This window comes from Mastigocladopsis repens PCC 10914 (assembly GCF_000315565.1).
In the GTDB taxonomy this organism is placed as follows: Bacteria; Cyanobacteriota; Cyanobacteriia; order Cyanobacteriales; family Nostocaceae; genus Mastigocladopsis; species Mastigocladopsis repens.
Map to the genome: position 1 here is coordinate 4,232,212 of NZ_JH992901.1, position 19,600 is coordinate 4,251,811.

16 protein-coding genes and 1 pseudogene are annotated in these 19,600 nt (G+C 42.3%); 2 read left to right on the top strand and 15 right to left on the bottom strand.

The features are described from left to right. Positions 1–52 precede the first annotated feature (52 nt). Together MAS10914_RS0120885 and MAS10914_RS34490 are read right to left on the bottom strand one after the other, a co-directional pair. Positions 53–859 (bottom strand): YdcF family protein, encoded by an 807-nt coding sequence (locus MAS10914_RS0120885; protein ID WP_017317891.1) that lies wholly within the window; start codon positions 857–859, stop codon positions 53–55. 163 nt (positions 860–1,022) lie between these two features. Beyond that, on the bottom strand, positions 1,023–1,187 hold the full coding sequence (locus MAS10914_RS34490; RefSeq protein ID WP_017317892.1) for a hypothetical protein: 165 nt from the start codon (positions 1,185–1,187) through the stop codon (positions 1,023–1,025). A gap of 542 nt (positions 1,188–1,729) precedes the next feature. On the opposite strand from MAS10914_RS34490, the gene MAS10914_RS0120895 reads away from it, so the two are divergent. Both MAS10914_RS0120895 and MAS10914_RS36285 read left to right on the top strand, forming a co-directional pair. Further along, positions 1,730–2,836, top strand: coding sequence for a hypothetical protein (locus MAS10914_RS0120895; RefSeq protein ID WP_017317893.1), 1,107 nt, complete (start codon positions 1,730–1,732; stop codon positions 2,834–2,836). Continuing rightward, entirely contained in the window at positions 2,826–2,948 is a 123-nt protein-coding gene (locus MAS10914_RS36285; RefSeq protein WP_269635070.1) for a hypothetical protein, read from the top strand. The genes MAS10914_RS0120895 and MAS10914_RS36285 overlap by 11 nt, the downstream gene beginning before the upstream one ends. A gap of 168 nt (positions 2,949–3,116) precedes the next feature. Here MAS10914_RS36285 and glf read toward each other — a convergent pair whose 3' ends face one another. The 13 genes and pseudogenes from glf to MAS10914_RS0120960 form a co-directional block, all read right to left on the bottom strand. Then, on the bottom strand, positions 3,117–4,244 hold the full coding sequence (glf, locus tag MAS10914_RS0120900; protein ID WP_017317894.1) for a UDP-galactopyranose mutase: 1,128 nt from the start codon (positions 4,242–4,244) through the stop codon (positions 3,117–3,119). A 132-nt stretch (positions 4,245–4,376) separates the two neighbouring features. Then, positions 4,377–6,206: a glycosyltransferase gene (locus MAS10914_RS0120905; RefSeq protein WP_017317895.1), complete on the bottom strand. Its 1,830-nt coding sequence runs from the start codon at positions 6,204–6,206 to the stop codon at positions 4,377–4,379. Positions 6,207–6,350: 144 nt separating this feature from the next. Next, positions 6,351–7,292: a glycosyltransferase family 2 protein gene (locus tag MAS10914_RS0120910; RefSeq protein WP_017317896.1), complete on the bottom strand. Its 942-nt coding sequence runs from the start codon at positions 7,290–7,292 to the stop codon at positions 6,351–6,353. Positions 7,293–7,384: 92 nt separating this feature from the next. Further along, entirely contained in the window at positions 7,385–8,677 is a 1,293-nt protein-coding gene (locus MAS10914_RS0120915) for an ABC transporter ATP-binding protein (protein ID WP_017317897.1), read from the bottom strand. A 27-nt stretch (positions 8,678–8,704) separates the two neighbouring features. Continuing rightward, positions 8,705–9,532 (bottom strand): ABC transporter permease, encoded by an 828-nt coding sequence (locus tag MAS10914_RS0120920; protein WP_017317898.1) that lies wholly within the window; start codon positions 9,530–9,532, stop codon positions 8,705–8,707. A 460-nt stretch (positions 9,533–9,992) separates the two neighbouring features. Then, positions 9,993–10,949 carry a glycosyltransferase family 2 protein gene (locus MAS10914_RS0120925; protein ID WP_017317899.1) on the bottom strand — a complete coding sequence of 319 codons (957 nt, stop codon included), beginning with the start codon at positions 10,947–10,949 and terminating at the stop codon, positions 9,993–9,995. Between the two features lie 51 nt (positions 10,950–11,000). Then, the gene (locus MAS10914_RS0120930) at positions 11,001–12,473 is read right to left on the bottom strand and encodes a glycosyltransferase family 4 protein (protein WP_017317900.1); all 1,473 of its coding nucleotides are present in this window, start codon (positions 12,471–12,473) and stop codon (positions 11,001–11,003) included. Between the two features lie 130 nt (positions 12,474–12,603). Continuing rightward, a pseudogene (locus MAS10914_RS0120935) lies at positions 12,604–12,807 on the bottom strand (glycosyltransferase family 2 protein); the annotation flags it as partial. 56 nt (positions 12,808–12,863) lie between these two features. Continuing rightward, positions 12,864–13,823, bottom strand: coding sequence for a glycosyltransferase family 2 protein (locus MAS10914_RS0120940; RefSeq protein WP_017317902.1), 960 nt, complete (start codon positions 13,821–13,823; stop codon positions 12,864–12,866). 108 nt (positions 13,824–13,931) lie between these two features. Then, positions 13,932–14,492 (bottom strand): serine acetyltransferase, encoded by a 561-nt coding sequence (locus MAS10914_RS0120945; RefSeq protein WP_017317903.1) that lies wholly within the window; start codon positions 14,490–14,492, stop codon positions 13,932–13,934. A gap of 112 nt (positions 14,493–14,604) precedes the next feature. Then, entirely contained in the window at positions 14,605–16,074 is a 1,470-nt protein-coding gene (locus tag MAS10914_RS0120950; RefSeq protein ID WP_017317904.1) for an O-antigen ligase family protein, read from the bottom strand. Positions 16,075–16,082: 8 nt separating this feature from the next. Beyond that, positions 16,083–18,263, bottom strand: coding sequence for a GumC family protein (locus MAS10914_RS0120955; protein ID WP_017317905.1), 2,181 nt, complete (start codon positions 18,261–18,263; stop codon positions 16,083–16,085). 85 nt (positions 18,264–18,348) lie between these two features. Then, on the bottom strand, positions 18,349–19,539 hold the full coding sequence (locus tag MAS10914_RS0120960; RefSeq protein WP_017317906.1) for a glycosyltransferase family 4 protein: 1,191 nt from the start codon (positions 19,537–19,539) through the stop codon (positions 18,349–18,351). Positions 19,540–19,600: the final 61 nt, after the last annotated feature.

Below are 19,600 nucleotides of genomic sequence, written 5' to 3' on the forward strand. Positions count from 1 at the left end.
TCTGGACACATCACCGAATCTCACCAAAAATCGTTAACTGAACCATATTGAGTTAAAACAGGGAATGCTGTTTTTGCAGGTTAAATTTGGCTGAATTCTTGACTTTTGCTATCGGTGGATTTTTCTGTTGAGCCAAGTTTTGTTTAAGAAATTCCCCTCGCAAGCCATAGCTGACTAACCCCATGTACTCGTAAAACATGAGCATTGCTTTTCTACTTGAAGTTAATTCAGATGGTATGGAACTTGTGTGTGAAATGACTTCAAACCCCATACCCTTAAAAGTCAGTAATGACCGCAGCATATGAGGAGGGTCTGTCACTAGTAGAATTTGCTTGATTCCTCGTGGTTGTAGCACTGAGGAGGTGAACAGTGCGTTTTCCTTAGTAGTTCGAGAACAGTGTTCTTCGCCTAATGCAGCATCAGGAATACCTTTTGCTTTTAGTCGTTCAACTATTTCAGAGCCATCTCCTGCACCACTAGCAAAGATTAATGGTGCGCGATGAGCTTTCCAAAGTTCAGCCGCAACTTTAACCCTTGAATGTCTAAATGGTTCACCCCGACCCAATACAACAATTGCGTCTACAGTTGTACCAGGATCGGGGGGAATAAAAGCAACTAATCCTTTTTTTGCTACAGCGATGGTCAATGGAAAAGTGGCAGTAAAGTAAATGACAAGTAGCACAGTTCCCAAACCACTCCAAAAACGCTTCCACCGCAGGCGTGGAATCATCCAAGGTAAAAAGACTAAAATCAGGAGTGGCAATACAACAAATATAGGTGTCATTAGCCAGTTAGAGAGCATTGACTTCAAAACGAGCCACTGGCTAACTGGGCGATCGCACAAAGCTTGATCGAGCATTGAAGTTAACCCTTTATACTGTATATGCACTCTCCGTCATCTTAGCTAAACCTTCATCGAATTGACTGTTAGCTACGAGCGCTTCTACCACTCAGCAAACTTGATAAATTGTTAGGCATTTCATGTGCATATTTTATTTAATTGGATATGCTCGTTCAAGAGCCTAAATTCCCGTCATCTCATCCGTGCTAATAATATGCACACCACGCAAGTATAATTGTTGTGCCTTTTCGTAGAGATGACAAACTTGATTGACCTGTTGTTTAAATTCTTCTGGGTTTTTGGGATTTGCGTTTAACCAATACCGACTTCGATGTGGTTTCAACATTCCTAGCAGTTTTCAGTTTTCTTGTGGGACGAGCATTTCGTCCATCCTATTCTAGAGCGGGTTGTCCAGCCCACCCCACAAGAACTTCGCTATAACATTCACTTTACAAACAGCCTTAATTTCAGTATCTGAAAATAGCCAATCAGGCTGTTCCTCTGTTTAGTCTCAATCATTGAGATAAAAGGAAGCAGTAGCAATAACCCTGACATTCTGGACTTTGTCAAGTAAGATATTTGAAATTATATTAATTATTGTAAATAAATTACAAGCTGTTTGCAGGTGAGCAAGATTGGTTGATTTTCATCTAAAACAATTAAAATTAAACAGTTTCGGATAGTGCCTCAGGCGATTTCACCTATTTTACCGTCTGTAATTTTTATATAAAAATAAAATTATCTTTACAAAACTACAAATAAACACTAAATAGGAAGATGTTGAGTAAAATGATACAGATTATTAGCAAACTCGTAGTTCATTAAGTCACATAAAAATCAGCAAGATCATACTGTGTGACGAGATAATTTATTCGGAGTGGCTGTTTCATGAGCATTTTTCAACCTTTGGCAAGCCCCAAGCGGCTGTCTCACGTAGTTGTATTTGTAGCTGGTGTAATTGCTGCTCTACTTCTCGGCTGTCTAGCAGCCCCCAGCCAAACCCCCACAAGAGACAAGTTGCTTTGGCCGTTTGCAACCACATCGCCTTGGAATATGCCGATTGGATCGAACGCGAAATACGTTGATGCCTATATCGGCTCAAAGGGCGTTGGAGTTGACACTGACTGGTTCATCACGACCAAGGAGAGCGACCCAGTTGTGGCAACCTATATGCCTGGTGGCTGGGACAAAGATCGCTGCACCGGCACTCAGCCGCAGCAGCAGGCGCAGTGGCATCCCGAAGCGGGTCAGCCGCTGAAGGTTCCTGACGATCTGATCATTGCAGATGCAAGGCAAGGGTTTACTCCAAACAACTCCTCGGCATTCCTGATGCCGGATGGCAAAACCTTGGTGTCGTTCAACGTGACCGCCCGGTGTAAGCAAGGCGGTCCGCTTTACGGTAATTGGTTCGGAGAGCAGGACATCTACGGCGATGGCATTGATGGTGGACATGGCGGCTCAGGGATGTCGAGCATTGGCGGTAGTATTCGCAAAGGAGAGTTGTTGAACGACGAGCCTATCCGTCACGCACTCAAGATTGTTATCTGGGGCAAGTGGCTGCACTACAATCCTTCATCGCCAACCCCTGGTCGCCGCTGGCCAGCCCGTCTAGCTGATGGTGGTGCAGCAAACCAATACCAGGGACCCAACCCGGCGCTGGTCATGGGTTCGTTGCTGGCAATTCCGCCCAAGGTTACAGCAGAGAGCCTGGGACTGACCACCAAGGCGGGCAAAAAAATCTTGGCAGCGATGCAAGACTACGGTGCTTACGTCGTTGACGATTCGGGCTGGGACTACAACTACCTCTGCCTTGAGCGGAGCGCCGAGCTGGAGTACGAGGCAGTTACTGGACGTTACTTCAACGATGATACTGCGCTCCAAGGCGACTTCAGCAAGATCATTGCTGCGGTGAAGGTTATAGACAACAACGGACGAGACAGCGTCGGTGGTGGAGGGACTCCTCGTGCGCCTCTTGCTCCACCTATTGGAAACTGACCGACACCGACCTAGCACTAACTGGCTTTATAAGAGTTGCGATCGCGATCGCATAACTTGTGAACGTTTTGCGCCAAATACACCTCAACAAAAGCCAGTAGAAGATTTCTGATGACAAACAATCATGTTTGATTCGAGAACTTGGCGTTGCATAATTCTAGGGTGATAGCTGATGTGTAGAGACGTTGCATTGCAACGTCTCTACATTTGTGTATTGCACGCAACCGAGAACCGCTATAAAAGATTACTACCTTGCTTCTTTAGATGTTATTTTCGATTCCTACATAGAATTAGCTACCTCTTTCTCGAACAAGCTCAAGGCTCGTAATGCTGCCTGATCCATGTCGTAGTACTTATATTCAGCAAGCCTTCCAGCAAAGATGACTGTACCATTAAGCTTCTCAACCTCTTTAAGGTAGAGGTCATAACGCTCACGGTTTTCCTCACGCGGGATGGGGTAGTAAGGGTCGTTTTTACCTGGTACGTAGGCTTGAGGATACTCCATGACCAACGTGGTTTTGGGTGAAGTTTGCCCCGATAGATACTTTTGTTCGGTAATACGGGTAATATCGTAATCGTTAGGGTAGTTAACTGTACCTACTTCTTGGTAGTGTTCTTGATCCAAGGTGTCGAATTGAAAGCGTAGACTACGATAAGGTAGCTCACCATACATATAGTCAAAGAAAGTATCAATCGGACCTGTATAAACCATTCGGTTGAATTTGATATCGTTAATGACTTCACGATAGTCCGCGTTCAAAAGTACCTTGATGTTGGGGTGAGCGAGCATCCGGCGGAACATCTCGGTATAGCCGTGCTTTGGCATTGCTTGGTAAGGATCTTGGAAGTATCGATTATCTCGGCTAATGTAGACTGGAACACGCCCTGTGACCCCACGGTCTAGATCCTCTGGTTTCAGTTCCCACTGCTTGGCTGTATAACGGACGAAGACGTTGTCATAGATATAGTTAGCTAAAAACTCTAAATCTCCACTCGCACTTTCACGCAACTTGAGAATTGGGACTTTAACTCCAAAGCCGAAGTGCTCTAAAAGCTGCTCCTCTAGCTTTTCGGCGTAGCGGGGAGGAAAGAGGGCGTAGAGTGTATTTAGGTTAAATGGTATAGGAACCTTTTTCCCTTCCAGCACACCAAGCACATGATGGTAATAAGGTCGCCATTCAGTGAATTGGGATAAGTAATCCCAGACTTTTTTGGATTTGGTGTGGAAGATATGAGGACCGTACTTGTGTACTAAAATGCCATGCTCGTTATAGTAATCATACGCATTGCCGCCGATGTGGTCTCGCCGTTCTACAATAAGTACTCGTTGTGCCAGTTCGTTTGCAATCCTTTCAGCTAGAACACATGCAGAATATCCAGCCCCTACAATTAGCCAATCTACTTTCATAAAGCTTCTCCTTATTTGTTTAATGTAATTTGGATATTGCGATCGCTCTTATCCCAATTCCCCAAATGGTGAGTACACATGATTTCCTCTAGCCCGCCTTAAAAACGGGCGTTGAGGGGATCTGAATTAGTATTACTTCTGAGGCTCAAGGTAATTGAGCCAAAATTGCATAGAAGTGAAATCGTTGACTGCTTTTTTCCACTCTGCACTGACACTTGACCATTTCAAACAACTTCTAATTACAGAGTTAAACCAGGTAAATAAAATATTAAGACCAGCTTTTTGATCCAATTCGTACTGATAAGACTTAGGATTTTCCTCTATGACATAAAGAATTCTTTTTTTACCTAACCCTTTACAAATGGAGTCACGTTCTTGTTCTTTAACACCAAATAGAATCACCGCACTTTCATCAGCAATTAGAAATTGTGGCAGTAAATGACCATTAAGCGTTAACAAACTGAGGAGCTTTTGTAATTTTCCAGCTTTTGTAATTTGATAACCTTCACTATTTGAAATGGGATTAGCCAGTATAGTTTGGTTTTTATAACTTCTACTGGATTCAAAAATTTTGGAATGCAGAGTCTCTGGATCGTTGCTTGTAATGAAATTGGGACCTTGCATATAATCTTCAAAACCTTTGACTACCATTTGGGCAGAGTTGTAATCAAAGATGAATAAATAAAAGATTATACACTCTGTGAAGTTTTTAACTGTCTTTACATATTCCAATGAACTATGAATTGCATTTGCTATTAAGTGATTGCGAATATAATAGTAAAAATCCCAAATAGGTCTTTTAGCATAAAAAGGTTCGTGCCACACAGCTATAGACGGAAAAGCCACTATTGCATTATCAAAATGTTCATTGATTCTTAAACCAAATTCCATGTCATCTATTTTGATAAACAAGGGGAGTGGTAAACCAATCTTTTCTACTATTTCTTTGGAGAAGGCGAAAAACCAAAATCCTCCATAATCTATATTGTCTTCTAACAAAAGTGAGTTAAGTATGGTGGTGTTTTGTAAATCAAGATTATGCTTTAAAGGATAGCCTGTAAATTTATCTTGCTTGATTTCTCCTTCTTCGCCGATGGATTTGTTATAAACTGCTCCTGCTTCATACAAAATGTGTTTTTTGTATAAATCCAACATACTGCCAGCTACAGCAAAATCTTGCTTTGCGTACTCATATAAAGAAAAAAGTCTGTAAATAGCTTCACTGTCTAACTCTATATCGTCATCCATAAACAAGAAGTGCGTATAAACCCCTTCCTGCAACGCCTCAATCAGTCCTTTAGTAAAACCACCACTTCCACCGACATTTCGGTTAGAAATTAGCCTAACCCTAAAGTCTTCAAATTCACTATTATTTAGAGTTTTCCCATTGTCTACTACAAAAACTTTAAACTTTTTATCCTGCAAAAACTTGTCTTGCAAAATAGTATTAACTGTCTTTTTTACATAAGCTTCTTTTTTGAATGTACAAGTGATGATACCTAATGACACATCTCTAGGCTTTTCTTGTTCGGTGACAACTAACCCTTCTGCAAACAAACCTTTTTCACTCAGGCAAGTTATTTCCAGATAAATTCGACCAGCTTCTTGGCTTTGCTTGAGTTCTGGCAATAATATTTTTACGTAATCTGAGGGTTGGCATTGCTCAAGCTTCTGATTAAAGATCAGTTCTTTTGTATTCGCCTCTGTTTCTCGATAAGCAAAAATTTCAAAATTGCCCTCAAGCTTAAGTAGATAGTACAGTGAGCTAAGACTTGTGTATTTCGTATAGAATTGTTCGTAAATTGAGTTGAAGTAGGTGTTTAAAGATATCGTACTACCTTGAGACACAATAATTTGGCTGTCACTAACACGAGAATCTATGGACGTACCTGCATCAAATTTGAAGTATAAGTCTGAAGCTTCAACTGTCTTAGGAAATTGTACTCGGCTGACGACTTGCATATGTTTACTTCCTTTTATAAGTGTTTTCTTGTAAGTATCTTGGAGTTTTATGACTGTCGTTTATTCATGCTTGAAATTTGAGATTGATTGACAAATTTTACAAAAACGTAGAAATAGTTGATATTTTTTTTAGATGCAATTCCTTTATTTAGATAAATTGATATTAAAACGATATAAAAGGTTATACTTTAAAATTCCAGGTAGCCTTTCCCATAGAGCAGGAAAGAAATTAGGGTTAAAGACAATTTTAATCAATGCAGTTAAAAATCCTCTTTCTTTCAGTGACTGTCTGACTCGATAGTAGGCTCTACTTTGCTTCATCTTTATGAGGCGTTGAAATAGAGTCTGCTTGAGTTGAGGATTTTTTTGCGTAAACTCTTGCTGTAAAAGATATAGATTTGTTTTGCAGGCTTGCTCATAAAAAAGATACTCCTTCATCAGAGAAGAACGACGGATTTGGTAGAAATAAAACGATTCTGGCACGATAATAAACCTTGCTCCATTTATTAGACATAATAAGAAGAGAATAAAGTCTTCTTCGTACCTCAAAGATTCATTAAACTCAAGATTATGCTCAACCAGAAAGTTTAGCTTGATCAGGGGCTTTGTTATACTAAGGTAGCGATCCACAAAGTAAACAGGATCAATTTGTTTGGGCTTGTCTAATTGCATGCCATGTTTTATAAATACTGTTATGCTCCAAGGAGAGTCTGCGCCTTCTTCGATGAAATACATATCGTCAGCAATGAGATCGGCGTTTTCCCTATCAGCTACCTGCAAAAGCATTTCTAATCTTTTTGGTGCATACCAATCATCTGAGTCTAATAAAGCAAGCCATTCACCCTTCGCCTCTTTGAATGCACGGTTACGTGAATAGCTTGGTCCTTTGTTAACTTCATTAACCAAAAGTTTAATGCGAGGGTCGGTAAAACTATTAACAACTTCTACTGTATTGTCAGTGGAAGCATCATCCACGACAATCACTTCAATATTCTGCTCGGTTTGACTTAACGCAGATTCTATTGCTCTTTTGATATACCTGCTGGTGTTATAAGCAGGAATAATGATAGATACCCTAGGCTTCATAAATTTCTCTTGGTTACCAGGATTTCTAGTAGCTAGAAAAAATGTGTTTAACAGAACATTTTTGGTCTATAACAACCTTGCTTCAGGCTTCATCAATGAATCGTTGTCATTTGTAAAACCTGAAAATCACATAAAACCACACCATCACCTTGCGGTCTCATACCAAGACTTTCAGATTTCCAATTAATGACTTCAAGTTCAAATGCAGCTTCAACATAATCAAAAACATGATTGATTAAAGGGTCTGCAAGCCATAATGCAATAGTATAATTTCCAGGTTTAAGATATAGTTTTTCAATCCTGACTGTGACTATATTTTGCCCCTTTTGGAGCTTGATAATTTCTCCAAGTTCTAGAGAATCAGCATTAACCAACTTGTTACCAAATTGGTCACAAAGTGTAATACCAAGGCTTCCAACATTTCTGGTTGATTCTGATTCAATAGCCACTACAAATTCGAGTGGTCCATTTGAATAGGGTTGAAACTCAGCAGCTTCGTTAAGGCTGCTGTATTGAACCTTCACAAACCGAGCTTCTCTCGAACCAATTCGGCTGGCTTGTGACACATCAATCCATTGATTGGGCAGGGCTTTGAACGAATTATTAGACAGATAGCGTACAACAATGCTGTCTGTATCACTTTGGGCGATTAATCTACCTCGTTCCAGCATGACACATTGAGAGCATAAGCGTTGGATCGCATCCATGTTATGACTCACAAATAGAACAGTTCGACCTTGGTCTTTAGAGACTTCTTGCATCTTGCCAAGGCATTTTTTTTGGAACTGAGCATCTCCCACTGCTAGCACTTCATCCACAATCAAAATTTCTGGTTCTAGATGAGCAGCTACTGCAAACGCCAACCGCACATACATCCCTGAAGAGTAGCGCTTGACAGGCGTATCTAAAAACTTTTCAATTTCCGCAAATGCAACAATCTCATCAAACTTGCTTTGAATCTCTATTTTGCTCATTCCCAGAATTGCACCATTGAGAAAAATATTTTCTCTTCCTGTTAACTCTGGGTGAAAACCGGTTCCAACTTCCAATAAACTGGCAACTCGCCCCTTAATTCGGATAGTTCCTTTTGTTGGTTCCGTAATTCTACTAAGAATTTTCAACAGTGTTGATTTCCCAGCTCCATTGCGACCAACAATGCCAACCCTTTCGCCTCGCTTAATCTCAAACGACAGATCATTAAGCGCCCAAAACTCTCGGCTTAGAGCTGCTTCCTTTTTGGTACGGGGGTTGAGGGCAGTAGCAAGGGATTTTGCCACATTTGTCATTGCCCCACGAAATGTCTTGTAACTATGAGCGCTCTGTTCCTGATGTCCAAGAACGTACTTCTTACTTAAGTTTTCAACCCGAATGACACTATCTGACATCTACACTAACTCCTACTTAAACCACGCTTAAATCACGTCAGCAAAAGTACGCTCCATTTTGCGGAAGTACCAAATACCACTCACAAGGAGTAGAACCACAGTCACTAGAGACAGTGCAAACCCAGGTAAATATATTTGCGACTCGCCGCCCAAAATCGCCCAGCGGAAACCGTCGATGACCCCTACCATTGGGTTGAGTGAATAAAGTAGCCGCCACTGTTCGGGTATTTTACTGCTGCTAAAACCTACGGGAGAAATGTACAGACCAAACTGCACTAAAAACGTCACGATGTAGCGGAAATCCCGGTACTCGACAGTCAAAGACGCTAGCCACAATCCTACACCCATCGACGCTGCAAAGGCAATCAGGATAAATAGTGGCAATGTCAAAATGCGCCAATCGGGTATAAAGTTGTACCATGCCATCAGCCCGAGCAAAATCATCCCAGAAATCATGAAGTCTACAAAGCTGACAATGACAGCACTCGATGGCACAATCAGACGCGGAAAGTAGACCTTAGAAAGCAGGTTGGCGTTGACAACTAAACTGTTGCTGCATTCGGTTAGCGCACCAGAGAAAAACTGCCAGGGTAGCAGACCGGCAAAAACCATAATGGGGTAAGGCGCATCACCCTCTGAAGGTAGCCCCGCGACATCTCTAAATACAACGGTGAACACGATCATCGTTAAGAAGGGGCGAATCAATGCCCATGCCATTCCAATGACAGTTTGCTTATAGCGCACCAAGATATCGCGCCATGCCAAAAAGTAGAATAGCTCTCTGTATCTCCATAGGTCTTTCCAGTACTGGCTTTCAGTTCGACCTGCCGCAATGACGAGTTCTTCGCTGTTCATCTTCCCTGTATTTTTTATTTTTATTGATTAGACACAGTGCTATTTTTTGAAAATCAGCCAAACTGAAATCTCTGAAGAAACCATGATGTTGCTATTCATTTATTTACTTCTTTTGTCATAGAAACACATCAACTTTTAGGAGGATATTGTGATTTTTTTTCAAAAAATGGATGGGCAAATTGATTCCTGAACCACTGTTGTAGGACTTTATTGTGATAGACAGTGGCGCGTAGAACTTGCATATTTTTTAGTAATAACTGTCATTTATTTTTTGTATTAATACATGATTCATGACTAATGATAAAGGATGACCTTTAAAAGTCAGCAAGGTTATATGCGGAACAGCTTAACAAACAATCAGAATATTTTTGACTCAAGCTAAAGTATGACTAAAAAAAAGTATCTTGCTACTTTGAGGACAGAAAAAAGAAAAATCTATCAAACTGTCCGTTTGTGCTTGTTAAGTTGAGAGACCTAACATACGTAGGCGCAAGGAACGGCTGAAGCTTCGCACTCCATCGTAGCCTTGAGGACCAAACCAACGGATCGCTGCGATCGCTAAATTTAACCGCAGACATTTCTCAGAAAAGCGTACTTGCCCATGGTGTAGGATAGCTTGGTCGCGGAAGTCAGCCGCTTTTTTGTAGTCTCTGTCATCTATGGATAGCCATGCTAAACCAAGGAAAATGCTAGCATAACAACGATTTCTCAAATACAGCATTTCTAGGGGAACACACTGAAATGTTTTTTCGATGACCTGGCGAAGCTCCTCAATCATCTTTTGACGGTTTTTAGAGAAACTGTTAGGAAGTTGCCGATAGAGGAGTAGAGGTTCTTTGACGACTGCAATCGGATAATGAAAAGCAATGCGAACCCACATATCTAGATCGGGTGCATAAGCTAAATTGCGATCAAATAGTCCGACAGTGTCAAAGCAAGAACGACGCACCATCGGTGAGCTTCCACTAGAAATTGGATCATTTTCCAGAATTTTATCCCATGCCTTGCCTTCAACATCGGAAGCATATATTCTTCCTATGGAATTATTATCTTTATCAACTAAAAGCGTCCAAGTATATACCAAACCGACTTCTGGATTTTCATCTAGGCAACGTACCTGCTTTTCTAGCTTAGTTGGTTCCCACAAATCGTCAGCATCCAGGAATGCTACATACTCCCCTTGAGCGTTGGCAATGCCTGTGTTGCGTGCAGCCGACACACGCTGGTTTTCTTGCGTAATCAGTTTCACTCGCGGGTCTGTTACCTGAGAAGCCCATTCTACAACGTTATCCGTACTGCCATCGTTAACAATCAACACTTCAAAGTCAGTGAAAGTTTGCTTGAGAACATTTTCCACAGTTTCTGGCAAGAAAGCCATAGCATTGTAGGCAGGAATAACAACTGAAACTTTTGGCATATTTGAACTCCCTAAAAGTGAACAGGTTATAGAATTTACAATTTACTGTTATCAAAAATTGCGTTTCATAGCATCTGAAAATGAAATGGTATCGTGCAACATTTCAGGTGTTTCACTCTCGCTGAACGGCACCTTCCTTAAGAGAAAATTACGCAGTTGCTTGCCGATAACCTCCGGCGCAAAGTACTCTTCTATCCGACAACGCGCACGCTTGCCCAATTCACGCCCCCAAGCTTCATCATCTAAAACACGACCGAGTGCTTGCGTCAGTGCGTTTACATCCTCCCGTGGCACAACTAGCCCACCAGAAACCTCGCCTCCTTCTAGAATATCTGGTACACCCGGAGCATCGCTAGCTACAACGGGCAAACCGCAAGCCATTGCCTCAAGCGGTGCGATGGGAAAGCCTTCTTGTCGGGATGAAAGGGTATAAACGTCAGCCGCCGACAGGTACTGTCGAAGCACGTCGCGATCGTTCACAAATTCGTCTCGCCACATCACGCCCCGCAACTGCATCTTTGCAATACACTCGCGGAGTTTGTCTGAGTCGGGACCTGTTCCTACAAGTAGTAGCCGCAGGTCTTGGTTTGGTCTGTCGCGGCAGATTTGATCCCAAGCCGCTACCAAAATATCTAAGCCTTTACGATGAAAATCTATGCGTCCATGACACACAACCACCCGAGCATCAACTGGAATGCCAAGTGCAGCCCGTGCTTCATTACGGTCTACAGGATACCATGACCTCGTATCCATTGGATCGAAAATCTGGGCTATTTTAGCAGATGGAACTTTGTAGCGATCGCGAACCCGCTCAATTTCTTTTTGCGTAGAGATAATTGCACCTGTACATCCCCGAAATGCTAGTTGTCGCAAGGGGTATTCCAGAAAACTGTGCGTCTTGTCACCCCCTTGAAAAGTAGCGAACACGGGCAAACGCATCAACTGCCCTAAAAGCACGCAAGCATCAAAGCGGGCGTACTCATACTCTTGGCATAAAATAGCCTCACAGCCCTCACGCCGTATTTCCTGGGCAAGTAATCCCAGTGGGGTAGATAGGTAAGCACCTACACTCTGGGCGAGATTCTTAAATTTTGTCAGTAGGGAACGACGGCTGACATTCGAGTCTTGGATGTCTTTGAACGTCTGTCCCTCGCTTGCGCCGTAAAGACTGAGTGCCTTACGTCGAACGCCTCGGTAAGCAAGATAGGTTTTGGAAGCAGGCAACACGCAGATGGTAGCACCACTAGGCACATGGGTAAAGCGTGAAACTTCCGTAAAACGGGCGGAAATACAAAACAGCACCGTCCTGACACCAACCTGTTTCAAGGCTTTGATGTAGCCGAACATCCAGCTACCTACAAAGTCATGACAATAAGTCTCAAAGGAAATATTGATGTGATCTAAAAAATCGTCAATCAGATCCATGCAATGCAGTAATGCGATCGCTGGCTGTGCTTGGTGAGTTGCTACTCGCAACTCCTGTTCATTTACGTCACGCTGCTCGATGCTTTTGTAGTCCAGCATGGGTTAACCTCTACTTCATTAATTAACTGGAGTTTTACCGTTAAGATATGGACACGCAAGAGCAACTCATGTTAGCTTTTACAAGCTAATATGAGTTGCTTTAAATAACGAGACATTGTTCGCACTCCACAGCTGTACCCTGGTTTTCTTGCGAAATTAATTTCACTCGCGGGTCTGTGACTTGAGAAACCCATTGCACAATATTATCTGAGCTACCATCGTTAATAATTAGTAATTCAAAGTCAGTGAAAGCCTGCCTTAAAACACTTTCTATAGTTTCTGGCAGATAAGACATAGCGTTGTAGGCTGGAATAATAACAGAAACTTTTGGCATATTTGTAATCCTGGCAAGTGCTACCTTTATTATTCAAAAGATGATAAAGATAAAATTCATTTGGCAAAACTTAATATGCGCCGACGTAAAGCGTAAGCTAGCTCTAAAAATTTGCTGTAGCCATGAGTGCCAAACAATTGCAATGCTCTTGTCGCCAAACTCAGGCGAATGTACTCGATTGAGTAACGTAGTTTAGGATAATTGATAATGGCTTGCTGCCGATAATGAAGTGCTAGTTTATAATCTCTATTCATACTTTGCAAAGCTTTCCAGGCTAAGCAAAGGTTTGCACAACCATAGCTGCGGCTTTTCAAGTACAGTAACTCTTGAGGTACAGACTGGAATGCTTTCTCAATAACCACATGAAACGCTTGTTCCATCACTTGGCAATTTTTAGACATACTACTTGACAGTTGCCGATAGTAAGCCAAAGGTTCTTTAATTACTGCAAATGGATAACGAGCAGCAATACGAATCCACATATCCCAATCTTCAACAGAGCGTAAATTTCGATCAAATACTCCCACAGTTTCAAAACAGCAACGCCGAACCATAACTGAAGGACAAGCTATGACATTTTTCTCTACCAGTTGCTGCCATACGTCTCCTTCTGCATTAGATTCCATCACTCTGCCTGTCGATTTGCCCTGCTCATTTATTAAAAGCATCCAAGTATGCACCAATCCTACTGCTGGATTATTATCCAAACAACGTACTTGTTTGGATAATTTAGTTGGTTCCCACAAGTCGTCAGCATCTAAGAATGCTATGTACTCACCTTGAGCCTTGGTAATACCTGTGTTGCGTGCACTTGGTAAGCCTTGGTTCTTTTGAGAAATTAATTTCACTCGCGGATCTACTATCTCAGAAGCCCATTGCACTATATTGTCAGAACTACCATCATTAATAATTAATACTTCAAAGTCAGTAAAGATTTGCAGCAAAACGCTCTCCAGAGTTTCTGGAAGATATTTCATTGAATTGTACGCTGGAATAACAACAGAAACCTTAGGCATATTTTCAACCTTTAGATGATTTTGGTAACTATAAATTCTCAAGACAAATTAGGAGATTTTAGAAAAGTTATCTTATAATAGGTATGCATAAACCTTTTTAACGTAAATTTATACAGATGCCATTTTTGAATCATTTATTTTTTCGCTAACATCAGGCGCATTTAATAGGCGAATCACTCTTGCTGGGTTACCAGCAACTACAGAATACTCAGGAACATCTTTGATAACAACAGAACCGGCTCCAATGATTGCATGATCACCAATTGTGACTGCACCAATAATCACAACATTGGCACCAATGTCTACATTATTGCCAATTTTGGGTGAGCCACTGATTGAACCATCTAGTCGTTTTTTATTACCAATTGTTGTAGAGTGCCTGAGAATACAATTATTACCAATTACAGTTTCATGGTTGATCACCAATGTCCGAGCATGATGTAGCTTAAGATTTGCTCCTACTTGTGTATCCACAGGCAATTCTACACCTAATATCCAATCTACGAGTATTTGATAAACAACACGATAAAAAGTAGAAAATAAAGAAAAGGGAGTTGGTAGACGCTCAAGCATTTGTGCTGTTCTAAACATTAATAATATGAGCCGACACTTCAAGCTTGTGTCTTGATTTATTTGCCAATCTTGGAATATGTAATTGATATAATTCATTTTTGTAGTAGTTTCAACTAAATTAAATGTTTACTCATTCCACCAAATTGCTTTGCCAAAATCAACCTTAAAATGGGCAAATTCTTTATTACCAAAAGAGTGCATCACAAGCTTATCCAGATTTGAATTGTGGCTGTTTCATGGCAAATTTTTCCTCAGTTTGCTGTTCGTTCCAATTCCAACCAACTACTGCAAATAAAGTCCACCAGTAGAAGAAAAGAGTCGTGTGACTCCAGATGTTTTCGGTAATCATTCCTACAGGAATAGACGCTAGAATAGCTAACAAAGTCAAACACAAGTCACGTTGGCGACTCTTACGGGGTGCTGATCGCATTAACTGAACAAGATGCACAGCCTGAGCTACGAAAAAGGCGATATAAGTCACAAAACCGACAATTCCTCCTTCTATCAAAGCCCTAATGTAGTCATTATGAGGAAGAAATCCATTACCACCCGCTTGAATACTCAAACCCAGACCGTAACCCAAAACAGGGAATTGTTGCCAGCGGTTGAGTAGTAAATTCCATTGAGAAAGTCGCCAGTTAAAGCTATTGTGGTCTCCGTATGACAGAAGAATTGCCCGTGATATGTCAATATCTGGATTAAGTAGCGGTGTGTTAGCGATCGAAGAGAGGCGTTGTTGCCCAAATTCTGTACTGGCAAATAAGGCAATAACCAGCATAAATAAAAAGATTCCACCAATCAAATTGAGAAAGCTCAATTTAGGGGCAATCAAAACCACGACAAAGACGGCAAGCATGATCAAGCTAAACAGGGACTTAGTACTGACAAAGAAAAAAGCGAGTAAGCCTAGCAACACAAGCCAGCTCAAGCGATGCTGCACCCACTTGACCTTCCACCAAGTGAGACCGATAAACAATAACACAAAGGTTGCAAAGGTATTTGCCACACCAAAAGTTCCTCTGATGCGAGATCCAGCATCAGAGACCATTGAACCTAAATCACCTCCACCAACCGAAAGCATGGGAGGTAACAGCGAAGGCAGAAACATCTGCATCAACGCTACTGTAATTGGTATGACCAAAGACAAGAACAGTCCAGAGATGACCTTCTCAGGAGAGAGTTTATCCTTAAGCTGCATCACCAGCAAGTAGACCATAGCCCAAGAAAATAAACGTACCCACTCGCGGATACTCTCAGGCAAAAACGAAGCATCTAGCCCTACACCTCCTAACGGTAGAAGTATTACCCATAAACCCTGTAAGATTACCCAGCCAGCAAAGAACCACCAAAAGTTATCCACCCGTACAGGTTGACCCGTTAGTAACTTCACCGTCACATATAGTAAAGTTAGAAAATCTAAGGCGATCGCAAACGCAGCTGGTATTTGCTGACCAGAAAAAGCATCAAGAGAGCCACGCAGAATCAATAGCCCCATCACTGCTTGTTCAAACTTGGTAAAGAAGTAGAAAAGAAATGGTATTGCACCCAAAGCTAAACCCAAGTAAAGGGGATTAGTTCCTCCTATCAGAAACCCTGTTGCTAGACCAACCCCCACACCTGCTAACCCAATCAAAAGTCCCAAACGAGAAGAACGACTTGAGCGTTGTTTGGTCAACATTGTTACCTCTACCTCAAACCCTTCACAGAATTTTTGGCATTATCTCCTACACCAATCAAATGCTTTTGAGACTTGGGTAGCCGAGGCTGATAACCATGAACAGGATATCGGTAATACTTTTCCGTTAGATTTGTTATTCCATTCACCACAACTCCCAGGATAGGTATCCGATTTTGTGTTAACTCCCATACACTTCTTGAGAGGACTTCCTTCTCTGTGAAGCCAGGACGTGTCACTAGCATCACTCCGTCGCTCTGGCGAGCTAATGTTGAGGCATCAGCACAAGCACTTAATGGGGCTGTATCTATGATGACTAAATCATAATTTTCCGAAGCTTCTGCTATTAAAGACTTCATAGCTATTGACTCTAGCAATTGCGAGGGACGTCCGTGCAGTTCGCCACAAGTCAAGACATCCAGGTTCTCAATATCTGTTGGCTGGACGGCATCCAGTAGGGATATATTTCCTTCTAGCACATCGGTAATCCCTGGTCTGGGATCTAGGTTAAACAGTGTGTGCTGTACGGGTCTTCGTAAATCTGCATCTATAATCAACGTCCGCCAAGACAGCATCGCTGCAACAGCGGCAAGGTGTGATGCAACTACGGATTTACCCTCCCCAGAAATAGGACTGCTCACAACAATGAGCCGCAATTGTTCAAGGCTGCGAAACTCCAAGGTTTTGAAGAGGGTACGGTAAGGTTCAACCAAGCTAATATTATCTAGAAATCGATTGGCTGGCTCAAGAACAAGTGTCTTAGCAGGTAGACGTGGTAAGACTCCTAGCAATGGTAACTGCAACAGTTCCTCAGCTTCGGAAGCATCGCGTAGTGTATTATCCATCACCTCCAGCAGCAACACAACACCGACTGCTAACATAGTTCCAAAGACAGAAGCAAGTGCTAATACGACTTTCTGTCTCGGCTCAGAAGGTGATGATGGTGGTACAGCATTTTCTATCACGCGAATGTTGCTGACCTTTTGTGCCTCTGTCAAACGCGCTTCCTCAAGTTTGCTTTGTAGGAACTTCAGAGACGCTGCGGCTTCTTCTCTTTTGCGGGTCAATACAGTGAGATTTTGCTGTGTAATAGGCAATTGTCCAAGGCGAGCTTGGAGGTTAGCTTTCCTAGCCAGCAAAAGTTTGAGCTTATTTTGAACTGCGGAGTCTTCAATTCTATTGAGGATAAATTTGGACGTCAGTTCTTGACTAAGCTGATCGCCTGCAAAATTGTTGGCGGAGATGGTTTGATTGTTAGGGGACACGCGAGCAACTTGTTCTGAGTACAGAGCACGTAAGGCATTCCGTTCTCCAGTCAAGTTGGCAACATTGGGATGCTCATTTGTAAAGCGTAAACGAGCTTCGATTAACTCATTTTCTACTTCTGATAACTTGGCTCGCAACTTCTTGATTTCGTCATCTTGTCCGCTGCGAACGGATGAATAGGCTTTGTTGAGGTTCTGTGTGTCAGTGATTTGCCGTAAGGATGCATCCCGCGCTTTTATCTCTTGAAGTTGAGCAGACAGAGTCCGCTCTTGGTCTTCTACTGTTGCTATACTCTGCACTAAGCTTTTTGTTTGGTCTTCAAGAGAGACAATTCCGCTGAGTTGTCTGTATCTGTTTTCTCTGGCTTCGGCTTGTCTGAGTTGTTTATCTGCCTCAGGTACCTGTTTTTCCTCTAAAAATTTCTTTACCTTGGTAGCCTCAGAATTAATGGCTTCAATATTGTCCTCAACCATCGCCTGAGAAATGGCATTGAGTAGTTTGGCAGCGAGTTGCGGATTTTGAGATTGATAACTCAACTCAAGAATATTAGTGGCTGGGACAATTTTGACTTTCAAATTATGACTGAGTTCCGTAGTTGTTACGGGACTTTGAGATAAATTCCCTTTGATCTGAGGAAATGCAATTGCAACGGCTCGTTCGAGAACACGTTGCGACTTGACAAGTTCTGCTTGATCAGCCAAGGGACTAATTCCTGGTGCGTTGGAAGACACTTGAGTGAGGTCACGACCTAATTCTGAAACGCTCACCCTTTTGTCGTCCTGCATCAGTCGCGCATATGCTTCATACTTACTTGGAGTGACTGCAAGGAATGCGATCGCTCCACCAATGACGCCAACAAACGCAGCGAACGCGGGAAGACTTCGCCGCTTTAGCACTGCTAGTACAGTTGATATTCCTTTTTCCATCACATATACCCCTCTTGTTTCATTAGTCATTAGTCATTGTCATTAAATTTGAACGAATGACAAATGACTAATGACAAAGGACTACCTATTTTTTGCCCACAACCTCAGCCAGTCCAGTCTGGCTTTGTTCGTAAATATCTACTGTCTCGGGCGAGGTTAAAAGTGTTGTATACAGTTTCAGGGTTTCAGAAGTGATGTGATCCCAGCTATAGTTCAACTGTACGTGCCTTTGTGCATTCACAGCCATACCTACTAGTTCTTGTGGGTGATGTATTGCCCACTCTAGGGAGCGAATACAACAGGTGAGGTTTCCTGCTTCAAATAGCTTTCCCCGACCTCCACTAATTAATTGCTTGTGAGGTGGGATATCACTTGCTATGACTGGTATACCTTCCCGCATCGCCTCTAACATTGCCAGAGGTAGTCCCTCTACATCAGAAGGCAGGACAAATAACCCTGCTCCCCGGACAATTTCCCAAAGACGTTGTCCTCGTAGTTCGCCTGCAAATACGATATTTCGATTATTTGCCACCTTTTCTAATAGCTGTGAGGTGAATAATTTTGTATCGCTCACACCGCCAGCCAAAACGAGTTTCCATCCAGGTGCGCTCATTGCACTAAAGGCGTCAACCAGCAAGTCGGGACGCTTTTCTGGTACCAGTCTGCCCAGAAACAACATATAGCGCCCTTGCTGAAGACCTAGTTGAGTCCCGTAACCAAAACTGGGGTCAGACTCACCATAGCTTGCTGGAGCATTGGGGATATAGACCGTGTTCCTACCATAAGTTTGCCCAAAGTAGCTTTGGAGCGCATCTGATACAACAACAAGTCCGTGGGCGAAACGTACTGCAGCTTTCTCCCCCAATTGAATGACGCGAGTTGAAAAACTGCCCCACTTGGCACGTTGCCAATCTAACCCCTGACAGGTCACGACAATCTTTGCACTGTTGACAAGTCTTGGTAAGCAGGTAAATAAGGACGGACCAAGAGCGTGGAAATGAATAATATCGTATTTTGTCGCACTGGCTGCAACTGCTCCTAGTGCCGAGGTAATAAAAGCATCCACTCCTCTCAAAGTCAAACCGGGTAGGGAAATAACTTGGACGCCCTCATAGTCATAACGGTCGTGCCAAGAACAGTCGGTGTAAGAGGAGCGGGCAAATAAATCAACACAATGTCCTTGTTTCACCATGCGAGGATACACTTCTGCACAGTAATGCTCGATGCCACCCTGTTTGGGAGGTAGACCTTTTGCACCAATTACAGCAATTTTCATACTAATTTAGTTGTGCTAGTTTTGCCCTGGAAAAAATGTATAGATGTATACCCAACTGTAT

Coding starts and splice junctions, on each gene's coding strand:
- MAS10914_RS0120885 (WP_017317891.1), bottom strand. CDS start 859: ATGCTCGATCAAGCTTTGTGCGATCGCCCAGTTAGCCAGTGGCTCGTT.
- MAS10914_RS34490 (WP_017317892.1), bottom strand. CDS start 1,187: ATGTTGAAACCACATCGAAGTCGGTATTGGTTAAACGCAAATCCCAAA.
- MAS10914_RS0120895 (WP_017317893.1), top strand. CDS start 1,730: ATGAGCATTTTTCAACCTTTGGCAAGCCCCAAGCGGCTGTCTCACGTA.
- glf (WP_017317894.1), bottom strand. CDS start 4,244: ATGAAAGTAGATTGGCTAATTGTAGGGGCTGGATATTCTGCATGTGTT.
- MAS10914_RS0120905 (WP_017317895.1), bottom strand. CDS start 6,206: ATGCAAGTCGTCAGCCGAGTACAATTTCCTAAGACAGTTGAAGCTTCA.
- MAS10914_RS0120910 (WP_017317896.1), bottom strand. CDS start 7,292: ATGAAGCCTAGGGTATCTATCATTATTCCTGCTTATAACACCAGCAGG.
- MAS10914_RS0120915 (WP_017317897.1), bottom strand. CDS start 8,677: ATGTCAGATAGTGTCATTCGGGTTGAAAACTTAAGTAAGAAGTACGTT.
- MAS10914_RS0120920 (WP_017317898.1), bottom strand. CDS start 9,532: ATGAACAGCGAAGAACTCGTCATTGCGGCAGGTCGAACTGAAAGCCAG.
- MAS10914_RS0120925 (WP_017317899.1), bottom strand. CDS start 10,949: ATGCCAAAAGTTTCAGTTGTTATTCCTGCCTACAATGCTATGGCTTTC.
- MAS10914_RS0120930 (WP_017317900.1), bottom strand. CDS start 12,473: ATGCTGGACTACAAAAGCATCGAGCAGCGTGACGTAAATGAACAGGAG.
- MAS10914_RS0120940 (WP_017317902.1), bottom strand. CDS start 13,823: ATGCCTAAGGTTTCTGTTGTTATTCCAGCGTACAATTCAATGAAATAT.
- MAS10914_RS0120945 (WP_017317903.1), bottom strand. CDS start 14,492: ATGAATTATATCAATTACATATTCCAAGATTGGCAAATAAATCAAGAC.
- MAS10914_RS0120950 (WP_017317904.1), bottom strand. CDS start 16,074: ATGTTGACCAAACAACGCTCAAGTCGTTCTTCTCGTTTGGGACTTTTG.
- MAS10914_RS0120955 (WP_017317905.1), bottom strand. CDS start 18,263: ATGGAAAAAGGAATATCAACTGTACTAGCAGTGCTAAAGCGGCGAAGT.
- MAS10914_RS0120960 (WP_017317906.1), bottom strand. CDS start 19,539: ATGAAAATTGCTGTAATTGGTGCAAAAGGTCTACCTCCCAAACAGGGT.